The 395-nt window shown below is 39.7% G+C and carries 1 protein-coding gene; it reads right to left on the reverse strand.

Annotated elements, in window-relative coordinates; all coding sequences use genetic code 11:
- The coding region (locus tag KH893_RS12775; RefSeq protein WP_281166393.1) for an ERAP1-like C-terminal domain-containing protein at positions 1-395 on the reverse strand (395 nt) is incomplete at both ends.

A 395-nucleotide genomic window follows, 5' to 3' on the forward strand; every position in this document is an offset into this window, starting at 1 on the left:
TTGTCATTCCCTGCATACAACGCCGCGTTCAAAACATACGGACGCGTTAATTGATCATCATTAGATTCACCAGGTTTAGAGCTCCAACCCAAACGTGCAAGTTGCCTAGAACTCAACTTGTCATAGAATGCTTTCAAGGCCTTTTCTTCATCGGAATCTGGCATAACAAACTTTTTCAAGTTGTTGGCAACACGATACAGGGCAGAATTGGTAAGCATTGAATGGCTGTCAACAAAGCGCATTAATACTGGCACAATATCTGCATATGAAACTTGTTGGCCTTCTGCCAACAAACGCAAATCCTGCAAAATTTGAAGTTGGGAAATAGCGTTGAGCGAATTTGCACTGTTTAAAATATCCGATAACAGAGTTTCATCATATTTAACAATAAAATG

It is taken from the genome of Liquorilactobacillus sicerae, assembly GCF_029916425.1.
GTDB lineage: Bacteria > Bacillota > Bacilli > Lactobacillales > Lactobacillaceae > Liquorilactobacillus > Liquorilactobacillus sicerae.